The 23,762-nt window shown below is 61.6% G+C and carries 21 protein-coding genes; 5 read left to right on the top strand and 16 right to left on the bottom strand.

Going from position 1 to position 23,762, the window contains the following annotated elements; translation table 11 throughout:
* The first annotated feature begins 7 nt into the window (after positions 1-7).
* From C4K39_RS22650 to C4K39_RS22630, 5 genes are all read left to right on the top strand, one after another.
* Positions 8-685: a heavy metal response regulator transcription factor gene (locus C4K39_RS22650; RefSeq protein ID WP_068578867.1), complete on the top strand. Its 678-nt coding sequence runs from the start codon at positions 8-10 to the stop codon at positions 683-685.
* Positions 675-2,039 (top strand): heavy metal sensor histidine kinase, encoded by a 1,365-nt coding sequence (locus C4K39_RS22645; RefSeq protein ID WP_124347454.1) that lies wholly within the window; start codon positions 675-677, stop codon positions 2,037-2,039. Before C4K39_RS22650 ends, C4K39_RS22645 begins: the two co-directional genes overlap by 11 nt.
* Positions 2,040-2,215: 176 nt before the next feature.
* Positions 2,216-2,440, top strand: a complete 225-nt coding sequence (locus C4K39_RS22640) for a hypothetical protein (protein ID WP_068578862.1) — start codon at positions 2,216-2,218, stop codon at positions 2,438-2,440.
* Positions 2,441-2,629: 189 nt separating this feature from the next.
* A complete protein-coding gene (locus tag C4K39_RS22635; protein ID WP_124347453.1) occupies positions 2,630-3,961 on the top strand; it encodes an OprD family porin in 1,332 nt (443 codons plus the stop codon).
* Between the two features lie 137 nt (positions 3,962-4,098).
* The gene (locus tag C4K39_RS22630; protein ID WP_124347452.1) at positions 4,099-5,622 is read left to right on the top strand and encodes a GGDEF domain-containing protein; all 1,524 of its coding nucleotides are present in this window, start codon (positions 4,099-4,101) and stop codon (positions 5,620-5,622) included.
* 66 nt (positions 5,623-5,688) lie between these two features.
* Here C4K39_RS22630 and lpxC read toward each other — a convergent pair whose 3' ends face one another.
* The 16 genes from lpxC to mraZ all read right to left on the bottom strand — a co-directional run bounded on the left by lpxC (position 5,689) and on the right by mraZ (position 23,527).
* Positions 5,689-6,600: a UDP-3-O-acyl-N-acetylglucosamine deacetylase gene (lpxC, locus tag C4K39_RS22625; protein ID WP_011063304.1), complete on the bottom strand. Its 912-nt coding sequence runs from the start codon at positions 6,598-6,600 to the stop codon at positions 5,689-5,691.
* A gap of 112 nt (positions 6,601-6,712) precedes the next feature.
* Complete coding sequence (gene ftsZ / locus C4K39_RS22620) at positions 6,713-7,909, bottom strand: cell division protein FtsZ (protein WP_022640798.1); 1,197 nt, start codon at positions 7,907-7,909, stop codon at positions 6,713-6,715.
* Positions 7,910-8,006: 97 nt separating this feature from the next.
* Positions 8,007-9,266 (bottom strand): cell division protein FtsA, encoded by a 1,260-nt coding sequence (gene ftsA, locus C4K39_RS22615; RefSeq protein WP_068595669.1) that lies wholly within the window; start codon positions 9,264-9,266, stop codon positions 8,007-8,009.
* Positions 9,267-9,280: 14 nt separating this feature from the next.
* Complete coding sequence (locus C4K39_RS22610; RefSeq protein WP_068578850.1) at positions 9,281-10,150, bottom strand: cell division protein FtsQ/DivIB; 870 nt, start codon at positions 10,148-10,150, stop codon at positions 9,281-9,283.
* Between the two features lie 4 nt (positions 10,151-10,154).
* Positions 10,155-11,111, bottom strand: a complete 957-nt coding sequence (locus C4K39_RS22605) for a D-alanine--D-alanine ligase (RefSeq protein WP_068578849.1) — start codon at positions 11,109-11,111, stop codon at positions 10,155-10,157.
* Complete coding sequence (murC, locus tag C4K39_RS22600; RefSeq protein ID WP_068578847.1) at positions 11,108-12,565, bottom strand: UDP-N-acetylmuramate--L-alanine ligase; 1,458 nt, start codon at positions 12,563-12,565, stop codon at positions 11,108-11,110. The genes C4K39_RS22605 and murC overlap by 4 nt, the downstream gene beginning before the upstream one ends.
* Entirely contained in the window at positions 12,558-13,628 is a 1,071-nt protein-coding gene (murG, locus tag C4K39_RS22595; RefSeq protein WP_068578846.1) for an undecaprenyldiphospho-muramoylpentapeptide beta-N-acetylglucosaminyltransferase, read from the bottom strand. Before murG ends, murC begins: the two co-directional genes overlap by 8 nt.
* On the bottom strand, positions 13,618-14,835 hold the full coding sequence (ftsW, locus tag C4K39_RS22590) for a putative lipid II flippase FtsW (RefSeq protein WP_068578845.1): 1,218 nt from the start codon (positions 14,833-14,835) through the stop codon (positions 13,618-13,620). The genes murG and ftsW overlap by 11 nt, the downstream gene beginning before the upstream one ends.
* Positions 14,832-16,178, bottom strand: coding sequence for a UDP-N-acetylmuramoyl-L-alanine--D-glutamate ligase (gene murD / locus C4K39_RS22585; protein WP_068578843.1), 1,347 nt, complete (start codon positions 16,176-16,178; stop codon positions 14,832-14,834). Before murD ends, ftsW begins: the two co-directional genes overlap by 4 nt.
* Before the next feature lie 6 nt (positions 16,179-16,184).
* A complete protein-coding gene (gene mraY / locus C4K39_RS22580; RefSeq protein ID WP_068578841.1) occupies positions 16,185-17,267 on the bottom strand; it encodes a phospho-N-acetylmuramoyl-pentapeptide-transferase in 1,083 nt (360 codons plus the stop codon).
* The gene (locus C4K39_RS22575) at positions 17,267-18,649 is read right to left on the bottom strand and encodes a UDP-N-acetylmuramoyl-tripeptide--D-alanyl-D-alanine ligase (RefSeq protein ID WP_124347451.1); all 1,383 of its coding nucleotides are present in this window, start codon (positions 18,647-18,649) and stop codon (positions 17,267-17,269) included. Before C4K39_RS22575 ends, mraY begins: the two co-directional genes overlap by 1 nt.
* The gene (locus tag C4K39_RS22570; RefSeq protein WP_124347450.1) at positions 18,642-20,105 is read right to left on the bottom strand and encodes a UDP-N-acetylmuramoyl-L-alanyl-D-glutamate--2,6-diaminopimelate ligase; all 1,464 of its coding nucleotides are present in this window, start codon (positions 20,103-20,105) and stop codon (positions 18,642-18,644) included. Before C4K39_RS22570 ends, C4K39_RS22575 begins: the two co-directional genes overlap by 8 nt.
* Positions 20,105-21,841 (bottom strand): peptidoglycan D,D-transpeptidase FtsI family protein, encoded by a 1,737-nt coding sequence (locus C4K39_RS22565; RefSeq protein ID WP_124347449.1) that lies wholly within the window; start codon positions 21,839-21,841, stop codon positions 20,105-20,107. Before C4K39_RS22565 ends, C4K39_RS22570 begins: the two co-directional genes overlap by 1 nt.
* Entirely contained in the window at positions 21,838-22,131 is a 294-nt protein-coding gene (gene ftsL, locus C4K39_RS22560; RefSeq protein ID WP_003171871.1) for a cell division protein FtsL, read from the bottom strand. The genes C4K39_RS22565 and ftsL overlap by 4 nt, the downstream gene beginning before the upstream one ends.
* Positions 22,128-23,075: a 16S rRNA (cytosine(1402)-N(4))-methyltransferase RsmH gene (rsmH, locus tag C4K39_RS22555; protein ID WP_068578832.1), complete on the bottom strand. Its 948-nt coding sequence runs from the start codon at positions 23,073-23,075 to the stop codon at positions 22,128-22,130. Before rsmH ends, ftsL begins: the two co-directional genes overlap by 4 nt.
* A complete protein-coding gene (mraZ, locus tag C4K39_RS22550; RefSeq protein WP_068578830.1) occupies positions 23,072-23,527 on the bottom strand; it encodes a division/cell wall cluster transcriptional repressor MraZ in 456 nt (151 codons plus the stop codon). Before mraZ ends, rsmH begins: the two co-directional genes overlap by 4 nt.
* Positions 23,528-23,762: the final 235 nt, after the last annotated feature.

The following is a 23,762-nucleotide window of genomic DNA, read 5'->3' as shown; positions in this document are numbered from 1 at the left end:
GCGGGTCATGCGCGTTCTGATTATCGAAGACGAAGAAAAAACCGCGGACTACCTGCATCGCGGATTGACCGAGCAAGGTTATACCGTGGACCTGGCCCGGGATGGCATCGAGGGCCTGCACCTGGCCCTGGAAGCCGACTATGGCGTGATCGTGCTCGATGTCATGCTGCCGGGCCTGGACGGCTTCGGCGTGCTGCGGGCCCTGCGCGCGCGCAAGCAGACCCCGGTGATCATGCTCACCGCCCGAGAACGGGTGGAAGACCGGATCAGGGGCCTGCGCGATGGCGCCGACGACTACCTGGGCAAGCCGTTTTCCTTTCTCGAACTGGTGGCTCGATTGCAGGCCCTGACCCGGCGCAGTGGCGGCCACGAACCGGTGCAAATCAGCATCGCCGACCTGTGGATCGACCTGATCAGTCGCAAGGCCAGCCGCGCCGGTACTCGCCTGGACCTGACCGCCAAGGAGTTCTCGCTGCTCAGTGTGCTGGCACGGCGCCAGGGTGAGATCCTCTCCAAGACCGCCATTGCCGAGATGGTCTGGGACATCAATTTCGACAGCGACGCCAACGTCGTGGAGGTGGCGATCAAGCGTCTGCGGGCCAAGCTCGACGGGCCTTTCGAACACAAGTTGCTGCATACCATCCGCGGCATGGGCTACGTACTGGAGAACCGCAGTGCCGAGTAACTCCATCGCCCTGCGCCTGAGCGGCTTGTTCACCCTGGTGGCGCTGCTGATCTTCCTGCTGATCGGCGGGGCGCTCTATCAACAGGTGGACAAGGGCCTGGGCCAGTTGCCGGAGGCCGAGCTGGATGCGCGCTACAGCGTGCTGGAGTCAGCCTTGACCCGCTATGGCAACCCCGAACACTGGGGCAAGATCAGCGCCAAGCTCAAGCTGCTCAGCGAGGAAGACAAGCGCATCCGCTTCTGGGCCATCAGCGGCGACCCGGACTATGAATACGGCAATCCCGATGCGCGGCTCCGCGCCTTTGCCCAGGGCCCGTTGGGCATGCGCGACTTGAGCCTGGACGAGCATCCCTATCCGTTGCGGGTGCTGGTCAGCCAGTTGCCGGCCAAGGAACAGCGCCCGCCCCTGCGCTTTTTGATTGCCATCGACACCGAGGCCTTCCACCAAACCCAGCACCAGTTGCTGATTGCCTTGATCGGCCTGGCCATCGTCGGCGTTCTGCTGGCCTCGGCCCTGGGCTATTGGGTGGCGCGGATCGGCCTCAAGCCGCTGATCAAGCTGTCCCAGGAAGCCCAGCGCCTGGCCCCGCCAAGGCTCTCGGGGCGCCTGCAGCTGTCACCGCTGCCACCGGAGCTGAGCCAGTTCGTCAACTCGTTCAACTCCACCCTGGAACGGGTCGAACTGGCTTACTCGCGCCTGGAGTCGTTCAACGCCGACGTGGCCCATGAGCTGCGCTCGCCACTGACCAACCTGATCGGCCAGACCCAGGTGGCCCTGACCCGGGGGCGCTCCGCGGAGCACTACTTCGAGGTGCTGCAATCGAATCTCGAAGAACTGGAACGGTTGCGCTCGATCGTCAACGACATGCTGTTCCTGGCCAGCGCCGACCAGGGCAGCAAGGCCACCAAGCTCACCAGCACCTCCCTGGCCACGGAGGTGGCGACCACCCTGGACTACCTGGATTTCATCCTCGAAGACGCCCAGGTCAGGGTCGAGGTCCAGGGCGACGCCCAGGTCCGCATCGAGATCGCCCACCTGCGCCGGGCGCTGATCAACCTGCTGAGCAACGCCGTGCAGCACACCGCCGCCGGCGAAGTGATCCGGGTCCGGATCGAGGTTCAGGAACAACAAGTGGCGATCGCCGTCAGCAATCCGGGACAGGGCATCGCCAGCGAACACCTGCCGCGCTTGTTCGAGCGTTTCTACCGGGTGGACGCCTCACGCAGCAACAGCGGCGCCAACCATGGATTGGGCCTGGCCATCGTCAAGGCCATCGCCCTGATGCACGGCGGCGACGTCTTCGTGCGCAGCGATCGAGGGATCAATACCTTCGGTCTCTACCTGCCCCGCTGAAACCGCCGCCAACACCTGACCTGGGACAAGAGGCGGCAAAATCCTGCAACCATCGCGCTCTTGACTGTTGTTTTTTTGGTAACAGTCCTTATCCTGTTCGGCTCTTTTTCCAGCCTCATCGTGGTTATATTTTTGTCGCACCGAATTGAACTTGCTCTGCAAGAAGGTCTTCAGAAATGTCCAACAGCATGGGTATTGCCAGCGCGTTCGTCTTGTCTTCCCTGTTCGTGGCGCCAGCCGCCATGGCCGAAGAGTCCCAGGCTTTCATCGCACGCAATGCCGCACGCGCCGCCGCGTTCGAACAAGCACAGATCGCCCAGGCGGCCCAGCAGCAGAACAGTCAGCAAGCCCAGAAGATCACTGCCGAGCACAGCAAGGCTGATGCCCAAAAGGACAGTTGATCCAAGCCAACGACTCGTTTCCCTCGACAACTTCTCTGTTTTCAATGCCGAGTAAGTTGTCTTAAAGCCGCTGAATCCAGCGGCTTTTTTTTGTCGTGGAGAAATCCCCGGCACGTTCGTCATGTACAGAACAAGAACACACCGAATTCAAAATAAAAAACTATCTTCACCCACCAAAGGAGCAACACGTTGTTTAGGACTTCGCTAAAGGTCAGCCCACTATTCATTGCAATCGCTGCAACTATCCCGAGCCTCGCACAAGCCGCCGAGGACAGCGCGACCGAGGGTTTCGTCGCCGGTTCGAGCCTCAAGCTCAACGCCCGCAACTACTACATGAACCGCAACCGCCAACAGCATAAGGATGACAACATCGAGTGGGGCCAAGGCTTCCTGGGGGTTTTCCAGTCCGGCTATACCGAGGGCACCGTCGGTTTCGGCGTGGATGCCAATGCCATGCTCGGCCTCAAGCTCGATGGCGGTGGCGGCACCGATGGCTCGAGCATCCTGCCGATCAGCCGCAGCGGCAAGGACGGCGGCAAGGCCCCGGGCTCCTTCTCCACCGCCGGCGCGACCCTGAAGATGCGCGCCTTCGACACCGAATTGAAAGCCGGTGACCTGTTCCTCAACAACCCGGTGATCGCCGGGGGCATGAGCCGCATGCTGCCGCAGACTTTCCGTGGCGTGAGCCTGACCAACCACAGCTTCGACGGCTGGTTGATCGAAGGTGGCCAGGCCAGCTTCACCAAGCTCTACAACCAGAGCGGCCACAAGCGCATTGGTACCGCCTACGGCGCCTTGCCCAGCAATGACGAAAGCCGTCACCTGAACTGGGCCGGGGTGGCCTGGAGCGGCGTGCCGGGACTGACCAGCAGCCTCTATGCCTCCGAGCTCAAGGACATCTGGAACCAGTACTACTACGACCTGGACTACACCTACGCGGTCAATGACCTGGTCAGCCTCAACCCCGGCCTGCACTACTACCACACCCAGGACACCGGCAAGGCCCTGCTGGGCAACATCGACAACAACACCTACAGCCTGCACTTCACCGTCGGCGTAGGTAGCCACAGCGTCACCGCCGCCTACCAGCGGGTCAACGGCAATACACCGTTCGACTACATCAACCAGGGTGACAGCATCTACCTGGACAACTCCCAGCAGTACTCGGACTTCAACGGCCCCAACGAACGCTCGTGGAAGCTCAAGTACGCCTATGACTTCGCCGGCATCGGCCTGCCTGGCCTGACCTCGGCGCTATCCTATTCGCGCGGCGAGCTGGACCTGACCAAGGTCAATCCGAACAGCCCTGGTTACTCCAGCTGGTACAGCGCCGATGGCAAGAATGCCAAGCATTGGGAACGCGACCTGGATATCAAGTACGTGGTGCAGGGCGGCAAGGCCAAGGACCTGGCGGTGCGCCTGCAATGGGCAACCAACCGGGGTGGCAATGGTTACCGCGTCGTGGATAACGACACCGACGAATACCGTGTGATCGTCGACTACCCGATCAATGTCTTCTAAGACGCTATAAATAGAAGGCCAGCAAGTGTTGCTGGCCTTTTGTTTATGTGGGATTTATACAAGCGCCAGGGATCGATCGCTTTGCCCGGTCGCCCACACAAGGCTCGAAAATCCTCGAGGTAGCAAAAATCAGAACCATGAGCTTGAGCAGTGCGACATCCCGCACAGGGACACCCGCATCAAACTCCGAACGATTGTTGATCCTGGCCAGTTCGCTGATCGTCGCGGCCATCCTCGGCATCGTCACCTTCCTGCTGATTCGCGAGCGTGCCTCCGCCGAACAGGCCGCCATTCGTGCCGCAAACAACATCGTGCAACTGATCGATGCCGATGTGATGCGTAACGTGGAACTCTACGATCAGTCGCTCAAAGGGCTGATCAGCGCGGCACAACGCAGCGACCTGGATCATGTTTCCGCCGCCATTCGCCACCTGGCTCTCTTCGATCGTGCCAGCGCCGCCCCCTACAAGGGCGATATCCTGTTGCTGGACAAGCACGGCGACGTCCTTGCCGACTCGGCCTCGGTGCAGCCACGCAAGGCCAACTTCGCCGATCGTGAGTACTTCCGACTCCATGCCGCCAACCCGGCACCGGGGATGATGATCAGCCGGCCATTCCGTGCCCGTACCACCGAACAGGATTGGCGCATCAGCTTCAGCCGTCGCCTCAATGGCGAGAACGGCGAGTTCCAGGGCGTCGCCGAGGCGGCCATGCGCCTGAGCTATTTCAACCAACTGTTCAAGAACCTCGATATCGGCCGCAACGGCACGATCAACCTGATCAGCCGAGAAGGCATCCTCCTGGCACAACAACCACAGCTGGCCGACGACCTGGTGGGCAAGGACTTCAGCCAGCGTCCCAACTTCGTACGTTTCCTGCGTGAGGGCTATGGCAGCTTCAGCAGCATTTCCAGCGTTGACCAGATGCCACGGCTGTACACCTTCTCCAAGGTTGGCGACCTGCCGTTGATCGTCATCGTCGCCTTGGCTACCGACGAAGTCTTCGGCTCGTGGCGGCGCACCGCGCTGCTGGTCAGCGGCGCTACGGGAGCGCTGTGCATCGCGTTGCTCTGGCTGACCTTGTTGCTGTGTCGTGAACTACGACGCCGGCACAACGCCGAGCAGGAACTGGCTCGCCTGGCCTCCATCGACGCCCTCACCGGCCTGGCCAATCGCCGTACGCTGGACCTGGCCCTGAAAAATGAATGGGCCCGGGCCCAGCGCTCACTCCAACCGCTGTCGCTGCTGATGATCGATGTCGATCACTTCAAGAATTTCAATGATCGCTTCGGCCACCCCATGGGGGACCAGGCGTTGCATCTGGTGGCACAAACCATCGCGGCCTGCATCGGCCGGCCGACCGATCTGGCAGCCCGCTACGGCGGCGAGGAATTCGCCGTGGTTCTACCCGGCACCGATACCGTCGGGGCCTCGCTATTAGCGGAAAAGATCCGCACCAGCATCCAGGACTTGCCGGCCATCAGCGAACAGGCCGCTTCCCTGACCGTGAGCATCGGCATCAATACCTGGTCGGGCAACCCGGGTGCCAGCCAGCAGGAGTGGTTGAACAACGCCGACAAGGCGCTGTATCAGGCCAAGTCCAGCGGACGCAACCGAGTGGTTTCCAATATGTCCCAGGGCTGTTCCAGGCGCAGCGCCTGAAACCCGGGCATAAAAAAAGGCCATCCGGGGGGATGGCCTTCAAAATAAAAGGAAAGAGAGTGTTACTTACACGGCCGCGACTGGACGCATGTAAGAGATCGGTGCAGTGCTGGCATCTTCGAAGGTCACCACTTCCCAGGCATCTTTCTGCTCAATCAACTTGCGCAGTAGCTGGTTGTTCAGTGCGTGGCCCGACTTGAAGCCTTTGAACTCACCAATCAGGCTGTTGCCCAGCAGGTAGAGGTCACCAATTGCATCCAGGATCTTGTGCTTGACGAACTCGTCTTCGTAGCGAAGACCGTCTTCGTTCAGCACGCCATCCGAATCGACCACAATGGCGTTTTCGACGCTGCCGCCGAGTGCGAGGTTGTGCTTGCGCAGGTACTCGATATCACTCATGAAACCAAAGGTACGGGCGCGACTGACTTCTTTTACGAACGAAGTACTGGAGAAATCCACGCTTGCACTCTGGGTGCGGTCACGGAAAACCGGGTGATCGAAATCGATCTCGAAGCTCACTTTGAAACCATCGAAAGGTACGAAAGTGGCGCGCTTGTCGCCGTCTTCCACCGTCACTTCACGAAGGATGCGGATGAACTTCTTAGCTGCGTCCTGTTCTTCGAGGCCGGCAGATTGAATCAGGAATACGAAGGGTCCGGCGCTACCATCCATGATCGGGACTTCGGACGCGGAGAGCTCGACGTAGGCGTTATCGATGCCCAGGCCAGCCATGGCCGAGAGCAAGTGCTCCACCGTGTCCACCTTGACGTCACCGTTGACCAGTGTCGTCGACATAGTGGTTTCGCCAACATTTTCCGCGCGAGCAGGGATCTGCACCACAGGGTCCAGGTCGGCACGACAAAACACAATGCCGGTGTCGACAGGCGCAGGCTTGAGGGTCAGGTATACCTTCTCCCCGGAATGCAGGCCTACACCTGTGGCACGGATAATATTCTTCAGGGTGCGTTGTTTAATCATGGCTTGGGCCGCTTCAGCGCAAATTGCGAACTGGTATCAACAAAGGCTGGCGATAATAGCAGACCATGCCTTTGCTGAACACCAATCACCCTAATACCCCTGATACATTCCATCAATCGGCCTGACGACGCAGGAATGCCGGGATGTCCAGGTAGTCCAGATCATCTTGCGGATTCAACTTCGCTGCGGTCGCCGCGTTCGATTGCGCCTGATTACGCATCACGGTCGGACGATCCAGGTCGCGGTAGTTCACCGACGGCAACTCCTGGCGAGCAGGGGCTGGCGCTTGCGACTGCGCGGACGACATGGAGGTCTGAACGGTGTTGTCGATGACCTTCACAGGCTTCTCGATCTTCGCACCCAGGCCGGTTGCTACCACGGTCACGTGCAACTCGTCGCGCATGTCCGGATCGATAACGGTACCGACCTTGACCATGGCGTGCTCGGACGCGAAGGCCTCGATGATGCTACCCACGTCGGAGTACTCGCCCAGGGACAGGTCAGGACCTGCGGTGATGTTCACCAGGATGCCGCGAGCGCCTTCCAGGTTCACGTCTTCCAGCAGCGGGTTGCGGATCGCCGCCTCGGTGGCTTCGCGCGCACGGTTCGGACCGCTGGCGCAGCCGGTACCCATCATCGCCATGCCCATTTCGCTCATGACGGTACGAACGTCGGCGAAGTCGACGTTGATCATGCCTGGACGCTTGATGATGTCGGAGATACCGCGAACGGCACCGGCCAATACATCGTCCGCCTTGGCGAAAGCCGACAGCAGGCTGGCGTCTTTACCCAGGATGGTCAGCAACTTCTCGTTGGGGATGGTGATCAACGAGTCGACGCTTTCGCTCAGCGCGCGGATGCCCTCATCGGCGATCTGCATGCGCTTGCGGCCTTCGAACGGGAACGGACGAGTCACCACCGCAACGGTGAGGATGCCCATTTCCTTGGCCACTTCGGCGATGATCGGCGCCGCACCGGTACCGGTACCGCCGCCCATGCCCGTGGTGATGAACACCATGTTGGTGCCCGCCAGTACTTCAGCGATACGCTCGCGGTCCTCCAGAGCGGCTTGGCGGCCGACTTCCGGGTTGGCACCCGCACCCAGGCCCTTGGTCACGCCGGTACCCAGTTGCAGGATGGTCCGCGCGCCGATGTTCTTCAGCGCTTGAGCATCGGTGTTGGCGCAGATGAACTCGACGCCTTCGATGTTGCTCTTGACCATGTGATTGACCGCGTTGCCGCCGCCACCGCCTACGCCGATAACCTTGATTACCGGACTTTGCGGGATGTTGTCTACGAGTTCGAACATTTTCCCTCTCCTTTCATTTCTCTAGTTTTTCGCCTACTGCCTACTGCCTACTGCTTTTACTGCGTACTGCTTGAAACGTGTCGCTTGAAACTGCTTATCAGAAGTTGCCCTGCACCCAGCTCTTGATTCGATCGATCAAGGCGGCCTTGGGCTCGTCGCTGCTGTAACTGTCGCGGTTGCCGATACCGGAGAACTGGATGCCGTCGGACTGCTTCTGCAAACCGTATTGCAACAGGCCGACACCGGTGGAATAGATCGGGTTGCGCACTACGTCGGACAGGCCCTTGACGCTGTGGGGCACGCCCAGGCGGACTGGCATGTGGAAGATCTCTTCGGCCAGTTCCACCGCACCTTCCATCTTCGATGTACCGCCGGTGAGCACGATGCCCGCCGGGATCAGGTCTTCGTAGCCGCTGCGACGCAGTTCTGCCTGGATCAGGGTGAACAGCTCGTCGTAGCGTGGCTCGACCACTTCGGCCAGGGCCTGGCGCGACAACTCGCGTGGCGGACGATCGCCAACGCTCGGCACCTTGATGGTCTCGCCGGCACCGGCCAGCTTGGCCAGGGCACAGGCGTAGCGGATCTTGATCTCTTCGGCGTACTGGGTCGGAGTCCGCAGGGCCATGGCGATGTCGTTGGTCACCTGGTCGCCGGCAATCGGGATCACCGCCGTGTGGCGGATCGCGCCCTCGGTGAAGATCGCCATATCGGTGGTACCGCCGCCGATATCCACCAGGCACACGCCCAGTTCCTTCTCGTCGTCGGTGAGCACCGCATAGGCCGAGGCCAACTGCTCGAGGATGATGTCGTCGATCTCCAGGCCGCAACGGCGCACGCACTTCTCGATGTTCTGCGCCGCGTTCACCGCACAGGTCACCACGTGGACCTTGGCTTCCAGGCGCACGCCGGACATGCCCAGGGGCTCGCGAACGCCCTCCTGGTTATCGATCACGTAGTCCTGCGGCAGGGTGTGCAGGACACGCTGGTCCGCTGGAATCGCCACGGCCTGGGCAGCGTCGAGTACCCGCTCCAGATCCGCCGAGCTGACCTCGCGATCACGGATCGCCACGATGCCGTGGGAGTTCAGGCTGCGGATGTGGTTACCCGCCACGCCGACGAACGCCGAGTGGATACGGCAGCCCGCCATCAGTTGCGCCTCTTCCACTGCGCGCTGGATCGACTGCACGGTGGACTCGATATTCACCACCACGCCCTTCTTCAGGCCGCGGGATGGATGGGTGCCGATACCGACGATTTCCAGCGAGCCATCGGCCGCGACTTCGCCTACCAGCGCCACCACCTTGGAGGTGCCGATATCCAGGCCGACGATCATTTTGCCGCTTTGCACATTTGCCATGGTCCTGCCTCTTCTTAATTCTTCGCGACAGCGGGCCGCGCCGTCGTGGGTGCCGCCGAATCGCGCCAGCCGACGGCCAGGCCGTTGGCGTAGCGCAGATCGATGCGCGCGATGTTCGTGATCTGTTCTTTCAGCGTTTTTTCATAAATGGCAATGAAGCGGCGCATCTTCTCCACCAGATGATCGCGACCCAGCAGCAACTCGATACCCGGGCCGGCACTGCCGGCACCGGTGGTCAGGAACCAACTGCCACGCTCACGCAGCTCCAGACGGGCGATCGAAAAGCCCAGCGGTCGCAGCATCTGGCTCAACACCTGATACTGCTGCATCACTTGCTGCTGGGCCCGCTGCGGCCCGAACAACTGCGGCAAGTGTTCATAGTTCGCCAGCTCACGCGGGGTGAAGGCCTGGCCCTGGTTGTTCAACAGTGCCTCATCGCCCCAACGGGCCACAGGCAGTTGTTCTTCCAGGCGAATCACCACTTGGTCCGGCCACACCCGACGTACCTCGGCATGAGCGATCCAGGGCATCTGCTCCAGCTCGGTGCGCATGCTCGCCAGGTCGATGGTGAAGAAGCTCGCCGCGACGTAAGGCGCGATCCGCTGCTGCACCGCTTGTTGGCTGATGTAGCTCAAGTCCCCTTGCACCGCGATCTTGGTGATCGGGCGATCGGCATAAGGCAACAGGCGCTGGGCACCTTCATAGGTGCCGAACCCCAGGGCCACCAACAGCACCGGCCAGAACAAACCTTTCAGAAAGCCGAAATTGGCCTTCGGCAGACGCACCGACATCGGCTCTTTGGCCACCATCCGGCTGGCACCCCGCGGCACCGGCTTGCGGCCGGGTGCTGCAGGTTGCTGATGACGAAGCGATGCGCCTTGCATGGACTTAACCTCGCGCCTCAAGACTGGCTGCCAGGATGGCCAATACCAGCTGCTGGAAATCCAGACCGGCCGCGCGGGCGGCCATCGGCACCAGGCTGTGATCGGTCATGCCTGGAGCGGTATTCACTTCCAGGAACCAGAACTGCCCCTGGGCATCCTGCATCACATCGGCCCGCGCCCAACCGGCGATACCGAGCGCCTCGCAGGCCTTGGCCGTGAGCTCCATCAGTTCCTGCTCTTTGTCGGCATCCAGGCCACAAGGGATCCGGTACTGGGTATCGGATGCCAGGTACTTGGCGTCGTAGTCGTAGAAAGTATGGGGAGTACCCAGGGCAATAGGGGGCAGGACCTGGCCACGCAGGGTCGCGATGGTGAACTCCGGACCCTGGATCCATTGCTCGACCAACACTTGCGAATCATAGGTACTGGCCGCCTTCCATGCCTCGATCAATTCGGAGCTGGTGGTCACCTTGGCCATACCGATACTGGAGCCTTCATGGGCCGGTTTGACGATCAAAGGCATGCCCAGTTCCGCCACTGCGCAAATACAGTCGCTTTCAGAGCTCAGCACCGCATGGCGTGGAGTCGGAATGCCCAGGCTGTGCCAGACCTGCTTGGTCCGCAGCTTGTCCATGGCCAGGGCCGAGGCGAGGATGCCACTGCCGGTGTAGGGGATCCCCAGGCACTCCAGCAGGCCCTGCATGCTGCCGTCCTCACCACCACGACCGTGGAGGATGATGAAGGCGCGATCGATCTTCTCGTTCAGCAAGCGCTGCAACAGGTCGTCGCCGACGTCGATGCCGAACGCATCCACACCGCCGCTTTGCAGGGCTTCGAGCACGGCCTTGCCGGACTTCAGCGAAACCTCGCGCTCGGCGCTCTTGCCGCCATACAGCACGGCCACGCGACCGAAATCGGCCGGCGCTACGGTGGAGAACAGGTTGGCGTAGGCAGCAGTCATTTCAATGCTCCCTTGCCAGCCGCCACGGCACCTTCGAACAACGGGCTGGCGAGCAGCTTGGGCGCCAGGCCGCCGATATCACCGGCCCCTTGGCACAGCAGGATATCGCCAGCACGCAGCAGCGGCTTGACCACCGGCGCCAGGTCGACGCCACGCTCGATGTAGATCGGGTCCAGTTGGCCACGCTGGCGGATGCTATGGCACAGCTGGCGACTGTCGGCACCGGGGATCGGCTCTTCGCCGGCCGGATAGACCTCCATCAACAGCAACACGTTGGCATCGGCCAGGACCTGCACGAAGTCGTCATACAGGTCACGGGTACGGCTGAAACGGTGCGGCTGGTAGACCATCACCAGGCGGCGCTCCGGCCAACCACCACGGACGGCCTTGATCACCGCGGCGACCTCGGTCGGGTGGTGCCCATAGTCGTCCACCAGCATCACGTTGCCACCTTCCACCGGCAGCTCGCCGTACACCTGGAAGCGTCGACCCACACCCTGGAAGCCCGACAGGCCCTGGACGATGGCTTCATCGCTGATGCCTTCATCGGTGGCAATGGCGATGGTCGCCAGGGAGTTGAGGACGTTGTGGTTGCCCGGCATGTTCACCGACACGTCCAACGGCTCGCGGTCGCGGCGCAGCACGGTAAAGAACGTCTGCATGCCTTGCTGGCGAACATTGATCGCCCGCACGTCGGCTTCTTCGTTGAAGCCGTAGGTCACGGTAGGACGCTTGACCTGCGGCAGGATCTCGCGGACCACCGGATCGTCCAGGCACATCACCGCCAGCCCGTAGAACGGCAGGTTGTGCAGGAAGTCGACGAAAGTCTTCTTCAGCTTGTTGAAGTCGCCGTCATAGGTCGCCATGTGGTCGGCGTCGATGTTGGTCACCACGGCCACCAGCGGTTGCAGATGCAGGAAACTGGCATCGCTTTCGTCGGCTTCAGCGATCAGGTAGCGGCTGGTGCCCAGCTGTGCATTGGTACCTGCGGCATTGAGCCGGCCACCGATGACGAAGGTCGGGTCCAGGCCACCTGCGGCGAATACCGAGGCCAGCAGGCTGGTGGTGGTGGTCTTGCCATGGGTACCGGCCACGGCTACACCGTGGCGGTAACGCATCAGCTCAGCGAGCATTTCTGCCCGTGGCACCACCGGAATACGCCGCTCCAGGGCCGTGGCGACCTCAGGGTTCGAGGTATTGACCGCGCTGGACACCACCAGTACGTCGGCATTGGCGGCATTCTCGGCACGGTGGCCGATAAAGATCTGGGCACCGAAGGACTCCAGGCGCTCGGTAACGGCCGACGACTTGAGGTCGGAGCCGGAGACCTGATAGCCGAGGTTCATCAACACCTCGGCGATCCCGCACATGCCCACGCCGCCAATACCGACGAAGTGGATACGGCGGATGCGGCGCATCTCCGGTTGCGGCATGGCTTTTTGATTCTCAACCATGGGCCACCTCCAGGCAGATCTTCACCACGTCCTGGGTCGCTTCGGGTTTGGCCAGGCGGCGTGCGGCCCGGGCCATGTTGTCGAGTCGTTCTGGTTGCATCAAAACCTCTGTCAGGCGAGCGGCAAGGTCCGCTGCACCAGTCGTTCTTTGCGGCATCAGGAAAGCAGCGCCTTCACGAGCCAAATATTCGGCATTGCGAGTCTGGTGATCGTCGATCGCATGGGGCAGAGGCACCAGCATCGAGGGCAGACCGGCAGCAGCCAGTTCGCTGACGGTCAACGCACCTGCGCGACAGACCACCAGGTCGGCCCAGCCATAGGCTTGGGCCATGTCTTTGATAAAGGGCTGCACCTGAGCCTCGACGCCAACGGCGCGATAACGCTCTGCAGTGACTTCATCGTGGTTTTTGCCAGCCTGGTGGAACACCTCCGGGCGTAGCTCGGGGGCGACCTGTGCCAGGGCTTCCGGCAACAGTTTGTTCAACGGCTCTGCGCCCAGGCTTCCGCCTAGGATCAGCAAACGCGCCTTGCGTCCGGCCAGGGCCTCGCGCGGTGTATCGAGGAACAGCTCGGTGCGTACCGGATTGCCCGTGGTGCGGCGGCTACCGGAGGCCCCGAAGGTGTCCGGGAAAGCTTCGCAGACTCGGGCGGCCAACGGCACCAGCAGCCGATTGGCGGTACCGGCAACTGCGTTCTGCTCGTGAACGACGACGGGCACCGAGGACAATCTGGCAGCGACACCGCCGGGCCCGGTCACATAACCACCAAAACCCAGTACGCAAACCGGCTTGAGCTGGCGAATGATGCGCCGCGCCTGGAGTACCGCCTTCAACAACACGAAAGGTGCCTTGAGCAACGACAACTTGCCCTTGCCGCGCAGCCCGGTGACGTTGATCAAGTGCAACGGCAGGCCTGCTGCTGGAACCAGCTCGTTCTCGATACCCCGGGGCGTGCCCAGCCAGTGCACGGTGTAGCCGCGCGCCTGGAACTCGCGGGCACAGGCCAGCGCCGGGAACACGTGGCCACCGGTGCCGCCCGCCATGATCAGCACGTTAGCGCCCATGGTTCGGCTCCTCGGCAAAGTCACTTTCGTTGAACTCCATCTCTTCGCTGCCCAGATGGGTCCTGCTCTCCCATTCGATACGCAGCAACAAGCCAAGGCAGGCGCAGCAGATCACCAGGGAACTGCCGCCATAACTGAGGAACGGCAAGGTCAACCCCTTGGTCGGCAACAGGCCGACGTTCACCCCGATGTTGATCAGGAACTGGCCGATCCACAGGAACGACAAACCATAGGCGACATAGGCAGCAAAGAACTGCCGGGCCTTCTCCGCCCACAGGCCGATGTACATGCCACGGATACAGACGAAACCGAACAGGGCCACGGTGCACAGCGACCCCACGGCACCCAGCTCCTCGGCCAGCACCGAGAACACGAAGTCGGTATGCGCCTCAGGCAGGTAGAACTGTTTCTGCACGCTGTTGCCCAGGCCAACGCCCAGCCACTCGCCCCGTCCAAAGGCAATCAGCGCCTGGGACAGCTGGTAGCCGGCGCCGAACTGGTCGGCCCACGGGTCGGCGAAGTTGGTCAAACGCGCCATCCGGTAGGGCTGCATCTGGATCAACAGCACCACCGCCGCCACCGCCAGCACCACCATCAAGGAGAACCGGAACAGCCCGACGCCGCCAAGGAACAGCATCGCGGCCGCGGCCCCCATCATTACCACGGTGGCGCCGAAGTCCGGTTCCATCAGCAGCAGGCCGGCCATTGGCAACAGCACGATGAATGGCTTGAAGAAGCCCATCCAGCTTTCGCGTACTTCCTTCTGCCGGCGCACCAGATAGCCGGCGAGGTAGATCACCACGAAGACCTTGGCGATCTCCGATGGCTGGACGTTGAAGAAACTGAAGCCGATCCAACGCATCGAGCCGTTCACTTCACGGCCGATGCCCGGGATGATCACCATCACCAACAGGCCGAATGCACCGATCAGCATCATCCACCCCAGGCGCTGCCAGGTGGCGATCGGGATCATCATGGTGACGATGCACGCCCCCAGGCCCAGCAGGATGTAGATCAGGTGCCGGATCATGTAGTACAGAGCGCTGCCGGACTGGGCCGCCGCCACTTCGGTGGATGCCGAAGCGATCATGATCAGCCCCAGGCCGAGCAGCGTCAGGCAACCGGCGAGCATCGGGAAATCGAGGTCGACGCCACGTCCCGTGATAATCGGCGATGGATACGGCTTGATGATGTTCCTCAGGTTCATGCCAGCGCCTCCACGATGTGGACGAACTGGTGACCACGGTCCTCATAGTTCTTGAACATGTCGAAACTGGCGCACGCGGGCGACAGCAGCACCACGTCCCCTGGTCGTGCGGTCGAACGGCACTGCTGCACGGCTTCGAGCAGCGAGCCGACACGAATCAGCGGCACGCCCTCACCGATGGCCTCGCCTATCTGCTCCGAGTCACGCCCCATCAGGATCACTGCGCGGCAGTTGGCCGCCACAGGGTCACGCAGGTCCTTGAAGTCGGCGCCCTTGCCATCGCCACCGGCGATCAGCACGATGTTTCCATCGATATCCGCACCCAGGCCTTCGATGGCCGCCAGGGCAGCCCCCACATTGGTGGCCTTGGAGTCGTTGTAGTAGCCCACGCCATCCAGGTCGCGAACCCATTGGCAACGGTGCTCGAGGCCGGCAAAGGTGCGCAAGGCCGCCAGCATGGCATCGAACGGCAGGCCCACCGCATGCCCCAGGGCCAGTGCCGCCAGGGCGTTGGACTGGTTATGGGCGCCGCGGATCTTCAGCTCGCGCACCGGCATCAGGTTCTGGAACTCGAAAGCCAGGTACTTCTCGCCATTCTCCTCGCGCAGGCCAAAAGCCTTGAAGTCGGGCGCTCCCAGGCCAAAGCTCCAGCACGGCAGGCCCTCACCCACCAACGGCCGGGTCAGGGCGTCCTGGCGGTTGAACACCACTTGCCGGGCACCACGGAAGATCCGGTGCTTGGCCAGGTGATACGCGGGCAGACCACTGTAGCGGTCCATGTGGTCTTCGCTGATGTTCAGCACGGTGGCTACTTCGGCACCGAGCTGGTCAGTGGTCTCCAACTGGAAGCTGGACAACTCCATGACATACAACTCGATGTCGTCGTCGAGCAGATCCAGGGCGGGTGTGCCGAGGTTACCGCCCACAGCCACACGCTTGCCTGCAGCGGCGGCCATTTCACCTACCAGGGTGGTCACCGTGCTCTTGGCATTGGAACCGCTGATGGCGACGATCGGGGCTTTCGCGTTACGCGCGAACAGTTCGATATCGCCGGAGAGCTTCACGCCACGGGCAGCGGCGGCCTGCAGGGCCGGAGTTGCCAGGGCCAGGCCGGGACTGACGTAAAGTTCGTCGGCACGGCACAGGAAATCGACATCCAGCTCGCCACAACGCACTTCCACCTGCGGGTAGTCACGGCGCAGCGTGGCGAGCTCAGGTGGATTTTCCCGCGTGTCGGCCACTGCAAAAGCAACGCCCCGGCTCGCCAGGAAGCGAACCAGGGACATGCCGCTCTTGCCGAGGCCGACGACGATGCGGAAGTGGTCAGAAGCGATCAGGGACACTCGTTTCTACCTCAGTTTCAGGGTGGCAAGGCCGATCAGCACCAGGATCACGGTGATAATCCAGAAACGGACGATCACACGTGGCTCGGGCCAACCCTTGAGTTCAAAGTGGTGATGGATCGGTGCCATGCGGAACACGCGTTTGCCGGTCAGCTTGAACGAAGCCACCTGGATCACCACGGACAGGGTTTCCATCACGAACACGCCGCCCATGATGAACAGCACGATTTCCTGGCGCACGATCACCGCGATGGTGCCCAGGGCCGCGCCCAGGGCCAGCGCACCGACGTCGCCCATGAAGACCTGCGCCGGATAGGTGTTGAACCAGAGGAAGCCCAGGCCCGCACCGATCAGCGCGCCACAGAAGACAATCAGCTCACCCGCCCCTGGCACGTAGGGAATCAACAGGTATTCAGCGAATTTCACGTTACCCGACAGGTAGCAGAAGATACCCAGGGCGCCGCCGACCATTACCGTCGGCATGATCGCCAGGCCATCGAGACCGTCGGTCAGGTTGACCGCGTTGCTCGAACCGACGATGACGAAATAGGTCAGGACCACGAAGCCAACACCCAGGGGAATGCTCACATCCTTGAGCATCGGGATCAGCAGCGTGGTTTCCACCGGGCTCTGCGCCGTCATATAAAGGAAGATCGCTGCCGCCAGGCCGAACACCGACTGCCAGAAATACTTCCAGCGGCTAGGCAGCCCGCGAGAGTTCTTCTCGATCACCTTGCGATAGTCATCGACCCAACCGATGGCACCGAAGGACAGGGTCACTAGCAGGACCACCCAGACATAGTGGTTACGCAGGTCGGCCCACAGCAGGGTGCTGACGCCGATGGCCGAAAGAATCAGCGCGCCGCCCATGGTTGGCGTGCCGGACTTGGACAGGTGAGACTGCGGGCCGTCGTTGCGTACGGCCTGGCCAATCTGCCGGTTCTGCAGGGTACGGATCATCCACGGACCCAGGCACAGTGACAAAGACAATGCGGTCAGTACCCCGAGGATCCCGCGCAGGGTCAGGTACTGGAAGACCGCGAAGCCTTTGTAGAACTGTTGCAGGTACTCCGCTAGCAGCAGCAGCATTAATGTTTCACTCCGTCTTTTTCTTGAAGATGGGAACCACACAAGGCCGCAACGATGTTTTCCATCGCCGCGCTACGCGATCCCTTGATCAAAATGGTGGTGTTTGGATCTTGTTCGCCGCCCAGGGCTGCGATCAGGTCAGCCTGGCTGGTGAAATGGCGCGCATGTTCGCCATAGGCGGCGACGGCATGCGCCATCATCGGGCCTACGGCATAGAGGGCCGAAACCTTGCCTGCGGCATATGCACCTACTTCGCGGTGCCCCTGCTCCGCCCACTCGCCCAACTCGCCGATATCTCCGAGCACCAGGACGGTGCGGCCGGAAAAGCCGGCGAGTATATCAACGGCAGCGCACATTGAGGTGGGGTTTGCGTTGTAAGTGTCATCGATCACCCGCATGCCGTTCCTGGCCAACTGGGCGACAGTACGACCCTTGACCGGTTGCACTGCGTTCAGGCCGGTAGCGATGCCGAACAACGACACACCCATGGCGTGGGCAGCTGCTGCAGCGGCCAGGGCATTGGCGACGTTATGGCTCCCCAGCAGATTCAATTGGATCTGCTCGCTGCCTGCGGGCCCATGCAGGGTAAAGAACGGGCAACCACGGGCATCGCGACCTATATCCGTGGCGTAGAAATCCGCTGCACTGTTGGTCATGGCGAAACTCAGGACTTGGCGCCCGGCAGCGCGGGCCTTCCAGATCGAAAATGCCTTGTCATCCAGGTTCAATACGGCAATGCCGGAAGCATCGAGCCCCTCGATGATCTCACCCTTGGCCTCGACGATCTTCTCCGGACCGCCGAACTCGCCAACGTGGGCGGTACCGGCATTGTTGAGAATTGCCACGTGAGGGCGGGTCATGGCCACGGTGTAGGCGATTTCACCTATGCGCGAGGCGCCCAGCTCAATGACTGCGGCGGTATGTTCCGCAGCCAGTTCCAGCAGGGTCAGGGGCGCCCCCAGATCATTATTCAGGTTGCCGCGGGTTGCCAACACCGGACCACGGGTACGCAGGATGCTCGCAAGCATTTCCTTGACCGTGGTCTTGCCACTGGAACCGGTAACGGCCGCCACCGGATTGGCGAAAGCCGCACGATTGAGCGCCCCCAACTGCCCCAGGGCCAGGCGAGTATCCTTGACCAACAACTGCGGCAGCGTGCTATCGGGAATCTCGCGCTCGACCAATGCCGCCACGGCGCCTTTGCCGGCAACTTCATTCAGATAATCGTGACCATCGAATCGTGGACCGGTCAGGGCAACGAACAACTGCCCGGCCTGGATCGCCCTGCTATCGATGCTCACCCCGCTAAAACGGGCATCGCCCGCAATCAGGCGGGCGTCCAATGGCGCAGAAATTTCGCTGAGCGACAGGGCCTTAAGCATCCGCCACCTCCCATGCACTCAGGGCTTTACCCGCCTCGACGAGATCGGAAAAAGCGTGGCGCTGACCATTGATTTCCTGATAGTCCTCGTGCCCCTTGCCTGCCAGGACCACGACGTCATCAGCAGATGCGGAGGCGATCAGGTGAGCAATCGCCGGCCCGCGACCGGCAAGGAACTCCACCTGCTCGGCAGCAGCGAAGCCGGCGCGAATATCGTTGAAGATCTGCATGGGGTCTTCGCTACGCGGGTTGTCATCGGTGACCAGCACGCCATCGGCCAGACGCTCGACCACTTCGGCCATCAATGGGCGCTTGCCACGGTCGCGATCGCCACCACAACCAAACAGGCACAGCAGGCGGCCCTTGGCATGTGGGCGCAGGGCCAGCAATACCTTTTCCAGGGCATCCGGGGTGTGGGCGTAGTCGACTACCACCAACGGCTGGCTACCACCGCCCAAGCGCTGCATGCGCCCGGCAGGTCCTTCCAGCTTGGGCAGCACCGCAAGGATTTCATCCAGGGCATATTCAAGGCCAAGCAGCGCACCCACCGCAGCCAGCACATTGCTCAGGTTGAAACGACCCAGCAGGCTGCTGCGCAGATGATGCTCACCTTGTGGCGTCACCAACGTGGCACGCACCCCGTCGTCATCAAAGCGGGCTTCGCGGCAATACAGGTGGGCGGCAGGGTCCTCGAGGCTGTAAGTGATCAGCCTCGACTCATGTGGCTCGAGGGCCAATTGCCGGCCGAAGTCGTCATCGAGGTTAAGCACCCGGCAACGCAGGTCGGTCCAATTGAACAACTTGGCCTTGGCGGCACCATAAGCCTCCATGGTGCCGTGATAGTCCAGGTGATCGCGGGACAGGTTGGTGAGCACCGCCACATCGAAGGCCAGGGCCGCCACGCGTCCCTGATCCAGGCCATGGGAAGAGACTTCCATGGCCACGGCTTTGGCCCCGGCATTCTTCAGGTCAGCCAGGGTTGCCTGGACGGCGATAGGATTGGGCGTGGTATGCAGGCCACTTTCCAACGCGCCATAGAAACCGGTACCCAGGGTGCCAACCAGGCCACAACGCTGACCGAGCAGGTCCAGGGCCTGGGCAACCAACTGGGTGACACTGGTCTTGCCATTGGTACCGGTCACGCCCACCAGGTTCAACTGCCGGCTGGGTTCACCATAAAAACGTCCGGCGATGTCCGACAACTGTGCCGCCAGGCCCTTGACCGGAATCAACGGCACATCGGTCAGGGGCAGGACAGTGGCACCGTCTACTTCATAAGCCACGGCGGCCGCACCACGCTGCAAGGCGTCTGCAATATGCGCGCGACCATCGAACTTGGCGCCAGGCACAGCCAGAAACAGGTCACCGGCACGGACATTGCGACTGTCCAGGGTCAGCTCGCGAATCAGCAGATCGCGACCGGCGTGGGCAAAAATCTTGTTCAGGCTAAGGGACATCAGCCGCGCCCTCCATTGGCTCGCACCGGGGTACCGGTGGCGTTGGCTTGCTGCGTGGTCGGCAGGTTATCCGGAGTGATGTTCATCAGGCGCAGGGTGCCGGACATTACTTTGCTAAATACCGGAGCCGATACCAGGCCACCGAAGTAACCGGCCTTGCTCGGCTCGTCGATGACCACGACGATGGCGTAGCGCGGATCGCTCATGGGGCCGAAGCCTGCAAACAGCGAGCGGTAGGAGTTCTCGGCGTAGCCCTTGGTACCCACCGAAGTCTTGCGCGCCGTACCACTCTTGCCTGCTACGTGATAGGCCGGAACCTGGGCGCGGAACACCCCGCGAGGGGCCTCGATCACTTGCTGGAGCATGCCCTGCATGGTCTTGGCGACTTTCTCCGGGATTACCTGGGCGGTTTGTGGCGCCTTGTCGGACTTGATCAATGTCAGCGGAGCGATACGCCCGTTGTTGGCCAGCGCGGAAAACGCGTGCACCAACTGGATCGCTGTCACCGAGATGCCGTAGCCATAAGACAGCGTGGCGGTCTCGGCCTTGCGCCACTCGCGATAGTTGGGGAGATTGCCAACGCGCTCGCCCGGAAAGCCCAGGCCGGTGTCCTGGCCCAGGCCAATCTTCTGCGCCAGGCGGAAAATGGTTTCGCCACCGATATCGAAGGCGATCTTGCTCATGCCCACGTTACTGGAGTTGATCAGGATGCCGGTCAGGTCGAGGATCGGGCCTTCGGTCTTGGATACGTCGCGGATGGTGTACTTGCCCAGTTGCAGGGTGCCCGGGTAGACCTCGACGGTATCGCTGGGTTTCCAGCGCCCGGTTTCCAGCGCGGCGCTCATGGAGATGGCCTTCATGGTCGAGCCGGGCTCGAACACATCGATCATCGCCCGGTTGCGCATCATCGCCGGCTGCAGGTTACGGCGATTGTTCGGGTTGTAGGTCGGCTGGTTGACCATGGCCAGGATCTCGCCGGTCTTGACGTCCATGATCACCAGGCTACCGGCCTTGGCGCCGTTCTCGACGATGGCATTGCGCAGCTCGCGGTTGGCCAGGTACTGCAAGCGCAGGTCGATCGACAACGCCAAGGGCTTGCCGGCCTTGGCGTTCTTGGTCACTTGCACGTCCTTGATCAGCCGGCCACGCCGGTCCTTGATCACCTGGCGCTTGCCAGGCACTCCGGCCAGCCATTCGTCATAGGCCAGCTCGACACCTTCGCGGCCACGATCGTCGATGTCGGTGAAGCCCACCATATGTGCAGTCACTTCACCGGCCGGGTAGAAACGCCGGAACTCCTCGATGCCATAGACCCCCGGGACCTTGAGGTCGAGCACGGCCTGGCCCTGCTCCGGAGTCAAGCCCCGGACCAGGTAGATGAATTCCTTGTTGGCCTGGGCCTCAAGACGCTCGGTCAACGCCTTCGGGTCCTGGCCCAGGGCCATGGCCAGGGCAGGCCAGCGGTCCTTGGCCAATTGCATTTCCTTGGCATTGGCCCACAGGGTGGTCACCGGCGTACTTACCGCCAGGGGTTCGCCATTGCGATCGGTGATCAGGCCACGGTGCGCAGGGATGGGAATATGCCGCACGCTACGGGCATCGCCCTGGCCTTTGAGGAAATCGCGATCGATCACCTGCAGGTCGATGATGCGCCAGGCGATCGCCGACACCATGACTGCGAGCAAGCCCAGCACCACGCGAAAACGCCAGGGATAGAGCGCACCGTCGAGCTTCATGGCGCCACCATTCGAACTTCGGCTGCGCCGGGGATATGCATCTTCAGTTGCTCGGTAGCCAGCACTTCGATCCGGCTATGGGCGGTCCAGGTGCTTTGCTCCAGGATCAGCCGGCCCCACTCGGCCTGCGCCTTGTCGCGCACACTCAGCTCGCCGTACAGCGTATTGAGCAACTGGCGGTTCCAGTGGGCGCTGTAGGACACCGCAATCGCGGAGACCAGAACGCCTATGAATAGCAGGAGCATGAAAAAGCTTCCGCCTGGGAGTGGCTTGGCAAAAAGCTTGCTCACCGCAGCTTCTCCGCGACACGCATGACGGCGCTACGGGCACGGGGATTGGCTTTGAGTTCGGCCTCGGAGGCGAACTGCGCTTTGCCATGAATCTTGATTTTTGGCTGGAAGGCTTCGAAGCGCACCGGCAGGTTGCGTGGCAAGTTGTCAGCCTCGCCCTTGACCAGGCGACGCATGAAAAGCTTGACGATGCGATCCTCCAGGGAATGGAAACTGATCACCACCAGGCGCCCACCTACTTCCAGGGACTCCAGCGCAGCTTCCAGGCCGGTCTCTAGGTCGCCCAGTTCGTTGTTCACGTGGATACGCAGGCCCTGGAACGCGCGGGTCGCCGGGTTCTTGCCCTTTTCCCAAGCCGGGTTGGCCACCTTGAGCACTTCAGCCAGGTCGGCAGTGCGCTCAAAAGGCTGGACCTCACGACGCTCGACCACGGCCCGGGCCATGCGCCCGGAAAAACGCTCCTCGCCATATTCCTTGAATACGCGGGCAATCTCTTCTACCGGGGCGGTCGCGATGAACTCGGCAGCGCTGATACCCCGGGTCGGATCCATGCGCATGTCCAGCGGACCGTCATTGAGAAAACTGAAACCGCGCTCAGGGTCGTCCAACTGCGGCGAAGACACGCCCAGGTCCAGCAGAACACCGCTGACCTTGCCATCCAGGCCACGACTGGCAACCTCGGAACCCAGCTCGGCAAAACTGCGCTGCACAACGACAAAGCGGCCGTCTTCGGCCGCTAGCGCTTGCCCGGTGGCAATCGCTTGGGGATCTTTGTCAAATCCGAGGAGCCGCCCTCCCGGACCAAGCTTGCTGAGAATCAAGCGGCTATGTCCGCCACGACCGAACGTGCCATCCAAATAGCAGCCATCAGGACGTACCGCGAGAGCCTCGACGGCTTCGTCAAGCAGTACGGTGATGTGGTTAAAGCCGCTATCAATAGTCACAGGATCAAATCACGCAGTTCATCAGGCATCGCGCCCGGTTGTTGAATAGCCGCCAGGTCCGCTGCAGAAACAGCATTCCAGGCATCCTCGTCCCATAGTTGGAACTTGTTCAGTTGGCCCACCAACATCGCGCGCTTATCCAAATGGGCATATTCACGCAGGCGCGGTGGCACCAGAAAACGACCACTGCCATCGAGTTCGAGATCGACGGCATTACCAATCAGCAAACGCTGCAGGCGACGGTTTTCTTCGCGAAGCGAAGGCAGTGCACGCAGCTTGGTTTCAATCAGCTCCCACTCATCGAGTGGATAAACACACAAACAAGGATCAACGGCATCGATGGTGACGATTAACTGCCCGGAACTTCGCGAAACGAGCTCGTCACGATACCGGCTGGGCATGGCTAGCCGGCCTTTGGCATCGAGACTGATAGCGTTAGCTCCGCGAAACACGTCAGCGTTTCTCCAAATTTTAGCGTTTTGCGCTCAAAAAACCCACTTCATGCCACTTTCCGCCACTTGCGCACACTATAGGAATGCGCCCACACCACCGTCAAGGCACGCGGCGACGGAAAACCCTTATAGAACGGAGATTTAGGAGACTTAGAGGAGGGGTAACGAGAATTCGAAGGGCATTTCAAAGCATTAACTTCAGACAACTCAAGAAGCTGCCGCTCAAAGTTAAAGT

Source organism: Pseudomonas sessilinigenes (assembly GCF_003850565.1).
GTDB classification, from domain to species: domain Bacteria; phylum Pseudomonadota; class Gammaproteobacteria; order Pseudomonadales; family Pseudomonadaceae; genus Aquipseudomonas; species Aquipseudomonas sessilinigenes.
The sequence above is the reverse complement of the archived record's forward strand: the minus strand, read 5'-3'. Positions and strand labels throughout refer to the sequence as shown.